Raw genomic sequence first — 4011 nt, forward strand, 5'->3', positions numbered from 1 at the left:
GAGCGAGCGTATCGCCGCGTGAAGTGCGGCCGTGCGCGGCGCCAGTGTGAAGCCGTCGCGCAGGTCGACGGCCTGTGCCGCGGCCATCAATTCGAAGGCGATCAGCCGCCGCCACAGCGCGATCATCCCTGCGCATTTCGCAACCGCCAGAGGTGTCTGCGTGGCGTGATCCTCGACGCCCTCCGACACGGCCAGAAAGTCGAGCATCACCGGATTGGCCTTGTGGCGGATGGCGGCCAGGATCGAGGTCACTGTCTTCTGTAGCGGCACGAAGCCGGCCGAGGCGCCGCCGACCGGCGACAGATATTTCGGCAGGCCATTGCGGCCCGAACCGGTGAGCTGAATGAAGCGCGCGGCACTGGCCGCGGCACATTGGGCGATCGCCAGGCCGAGCGTCTCAAAGGCGAGCGCCAGTGCGGCGGTGTGGAAATTGCCGGTCGACAGTACCAGTTCATCATCGCCCAGCACCAGCGGGTTGTCGGCGGCGGCGTTGAGCTCGATCTCGACAGCCTGTCTCGCCTGGCCGATCGCCTCGATCAGTGCGCCATGGACCGATGGCATGCAGCGGATCGACAGCGGGTCCTGCAAGGTGGTCGGTGCCGGCGCGTCGTCTCGGACGAGCAGATTGTGCAGCACCTTGGCTGCTTCCTGCTGGCCGGCCGCCGGGCGCGCCATATGCAGGCGCGGGTCGAGGATGGTGCGGTTGGCACCAAAACCTTCCATGGTCAGAGCCCCGGCATGCTGTTGCTGGGCCAGGGCAGTGAGGGCATCCGTCACCGCAAGTGCGCCGCTGCCGGCGGAAACCGCCGATGCGTTGATCAGCGATAGCCCGTCCTTGGGCGCCAGGCTGATCGGGGCGAGGCGCGCCATCATCAGCGCCTTGGCCGCCGGTATGCGACGGCCCTGATAGTCGGCTTCGCCTTCGCCGGTGAGCATGCGGGCGAGTGCCGTCATCAGCACCAGGTCGCCGGCTCCGATCGAACCGAGCGAGGGCATGACGGGATGGACGCCGGCATTGAGCGCGTCGAGCAAAGCAACGAAGACGGAAGACGAAAGGCCGGATCCGCCAACCGACAGCATCGCTGCACGCGCGGCCATGCTTGCCCGCACGGCATCGACCGGCAATCCTTCGCCGACGGCGCCGCTGCGTCCCTCCAGCAACTGGCGCTGGAAGGCTCCGGCATCGCCCTCTACAGCAGTGCCGAGATTGGCGCCGAGCCCGGTGTTCAAGCCATAGATCTGCTGGCTGGACGCTGCAGCCTGGTCGAGCACTTTTCGTGCCTTCTCCAGCCTGCCGATGACATCGGGTCCGATCTCCACCTTGCGCCCATCGCGGGCGACCGCAGCGACATCGCCAACGCCGACGCCGGTTCCGGTGAGGACGAGCGCGCTCATGCGAAGCGCAGTCTCTGGCCGATGCCTTGCGCCTGCGCCTTGGCCAGCATCGCCTTGCCCAATGCGATATCAGACAGCGACAGGCCACGATGCCAGAACAGGATCGTTTCGTCGTCGCTTTCGCGCCCAACTTTCAGGCCGGCGGCGATCTGGCCGAGCTCGGCATGCAGCGTCTGCTCGCTCAGCCGCCCGGTCTCGACATGGGCGCGTAGCGAGCCGAACTTGCCGCCCTTGCACTGGCCCCAATCGTCGACGACCATTTTCTGCATGATGTCGGTCAACGACAGTTCGACCGCGCTCATCGTGCCATAGGGCACGACCAGTGCGCCCCGTTTGATCCATTCGGTCCTCAGCAGCGGCTGCGGCTCCGGCAGCCGCGAGGCCTCGACGACGATGTCGGCGCCCTCGATGCAGCTTTTCCAGTCGGCCACCGCTGTGACCGTCTTGCCGAGATCGGCGGAGAGTTCGGCGGCAAAACCGTCGCGGCTTTCCGGGCGGCGCGAATGGACGCGAATCTCGTCGAAGTCGAAGAGATGGTCGAGCAGGCGCACATTCCAGTAGGCGGTGCCGCGCGCGCCGATATGGGCCAGCACCTTGGAATTCTTGCGCGCCAGATGCCTGGCGCCGATGGCGGTGACGGCGCCGGTTCGCATGTCGGTGATGACGGTGGCGTCGAGGATGGCGCGCGGCGCGCCGGTGCGCGGGTCGAACAGGTTGAGGATGCCGAATTCGGAAGGCAGGCCATGCAGGTAATTGTCGACATAGTCGCCGACGATCTTGACGCCGGCCGTGTCGAGCGGCGCGACGTAGCCGCGCAACACATTGAAATGGCCGTGGAAGGACGGGTCCGGCTCGAGATGGACGCGCGGTTCGATCACCGTCTGGCCCTTGCCTTGCGCCACCAGGCCAGCCTCGACGGCGGCGATGATTTCGCCATCGGTCATGGCAAGGGCATCGATGTCGAGGGCATTGAGGTAGTCGATGTAGATGGGCTTCATGTTACGCGTATACTCTCCTCGACGGCCCCATCCATTCCATAGCAGGCCATGGCGGCACACGAAAGTTTGTTGCGACGTCTCTGGACGCCGCCGGGGAGATGCTGTTCAAACCGGTTCCGTCATGACTGCCATTCCCGAGACCGCAACCTTGTCCGAAACGGCCATCCATGCGCGGCGCGTGGCGCTGATCGTCGCCATCGCCTTCTTCATGCAGTTGCTGGATTCGACGATCATCTCGACATCGCTGCCGCAGATGGGCGCCTCCTTCGGCGTGTCGCCGGTGGCGATGAGCATCGGCATCACCGTCTACATGCTGACCATGGCGGTGTTCGTGCCGCTGTCGGGCTGGCTCGCCGACCGGTTCGGGGCGCGCAACATCTTCCTGCTGGCGATCGTCCTGTTCACCCTGGCTTCGCTCGCCTGCGGCCTCTCGCAAACCCTGACCCAGTTCGTCGCCGCACGTGTCGTGCAAGGGCTCGGCAGCGCGCTGATGACGCCGGTTGGGCGCATTCTCGTCCTGCGCAATGCGCCGAAATCCGAACTGCTCAACGCCACGGCGCTGATCACCTGGCCAGCACTGTTTGCGCCGGTGGTCGGGCCGGTGCTCGGCGGCTTCATCACCACCTATCTGTCCTGGCACTGGAATTTCTTCATCAACATCCCGCTCGGCGTGATCGGGCTGGCGCTGGTCGCCCGTTTCATCCCAGGCGACCGCGAGGCCGACCCCAAGCCGCTCGACTGGCCCGGTTTTTTCCTGACATCGGCGGGACTTGCCTTGCTGCTCTACGGTCTCGAGCGTATCGCGCATCCCGAGGACGGCGTGCTGCCGACAGCGCTGCTGATCGTAGCCGGCATCGTCCTCGGCTGGCTGGCGGTGCGCCATCTCAGGCGCGCGCCGCATCCGCTGCTCGATCTCTCCTCGTTCAAGGTGCTGACCTTCGCCATCTCGACGCTTGCCGCCGGCACCATTTTCCGGGTGGCGATCAACGCCACGCCGTTCCTGCTGCCGCTGCTGTTCCAGGTTGGCTTCGGCCTTTCGCCTGTCGATGCCGGCTTGATGATCCTGGCCTATTTCCTTGGCAATCTCGGCATGAAGACGGTGACCACGCCGACGCTGCGCCGTTTCGGTTTCCGCTCAGTGATGGTCGTCAACGGCATCATCGCCTCGGCCTCGATCATGGCTTGCGGAGCGATCTCGCCGCAGACGCCGCAAGCGCTGGTGGTGGCGCTGATGCTGATTGCCGGCCTGTCGCGCTCGATGCAGTTCACCGCCCTTAACACGCTGGCCTTCGCCGACATCGATGCGTCGCAACGAAGCTCGGCGGCGACGCTGTCCTCGATGCTGCAGCAGGTGGCGATGCTGTTTGGCGTCGCGGTGGCGGCGGCGATCCTTAATCTGTCGCAGATCGTCAGGGATCGCCCCGCTCTCGATCTTGTGGATTTTCGAGTAGCCTTTCTGGTGATCGGCGCCATCGGGCTGGTGGCGGCGCTGCGTTTTCTCGTGCTCCCGCCAGGTGCGGGCGCGGAGGTTTCCGGGCACTCGCCGGGAAATTCAGATCGATTTTTCCGCCTGATGCGGAGATAAATTCCGTCCTGTCCCTTTGCCTTGGTGCAGCGC

At 65.4% G+C, this 4011-nt stretch carries 3 protein-coding genes; 1 reads left to right on the forward strand and 2 read right to left on the reverse strand.

Annotation, left to right across the window (positions count from 1 at the left end; genetic code table 11):
- A partial coding sequence (hutH, locus tag EN884_RS28310; RefSeq protein WP_164895194.1) for a histidine ammonia-lyase occupies window positions 1–1395 on the reverse strand: 1395 nt, incomplete at its 3' end.
- On the reverse strand, window positions 1392–2393 hold the full coding sequence (locus EN884_RS28315; RefSeq protein ID WP_063168533.1) for an ornithine cyclodeaminase family protein: 1002 nt from the start codon (window positions 2391–2393) through the stop codon (window positions 1392–1394). The genes hutH and EN884_RS28315, both read right to left, overlap by 4 nt.
- Window positions 2394–2514: 121 nt before the next feature.
- Between EN884_RS28315 and EN884_RS28320 the strand changes: the two genes are divergently transcribed.
- Window positions 2515–3978 (forward strand): DHA2 family efflux MFS transporter permease subunit, encoded by a 1464-nt coding sequence (locus tag EN884_RS28320; RefSeq protein WP_063168532.1) that lies wholly within the window; start codon window positions 2515–2517, stop codon window positions 3976–3978.
- Window positions 3979–4011: the final 33 nt, after the last annotated feature.

This window comes from Mesorhizobium sp. M7A.F.Ca.AU.001.01.1.1, assembly GCF_004022735.1.
Lineage (GTDB): Bacteria > Pseudomonadota > Alphaproteobacteria > Rhizobiales > Rhizobiaceae > Mesorhizobium > Mesorhizobium ciceri.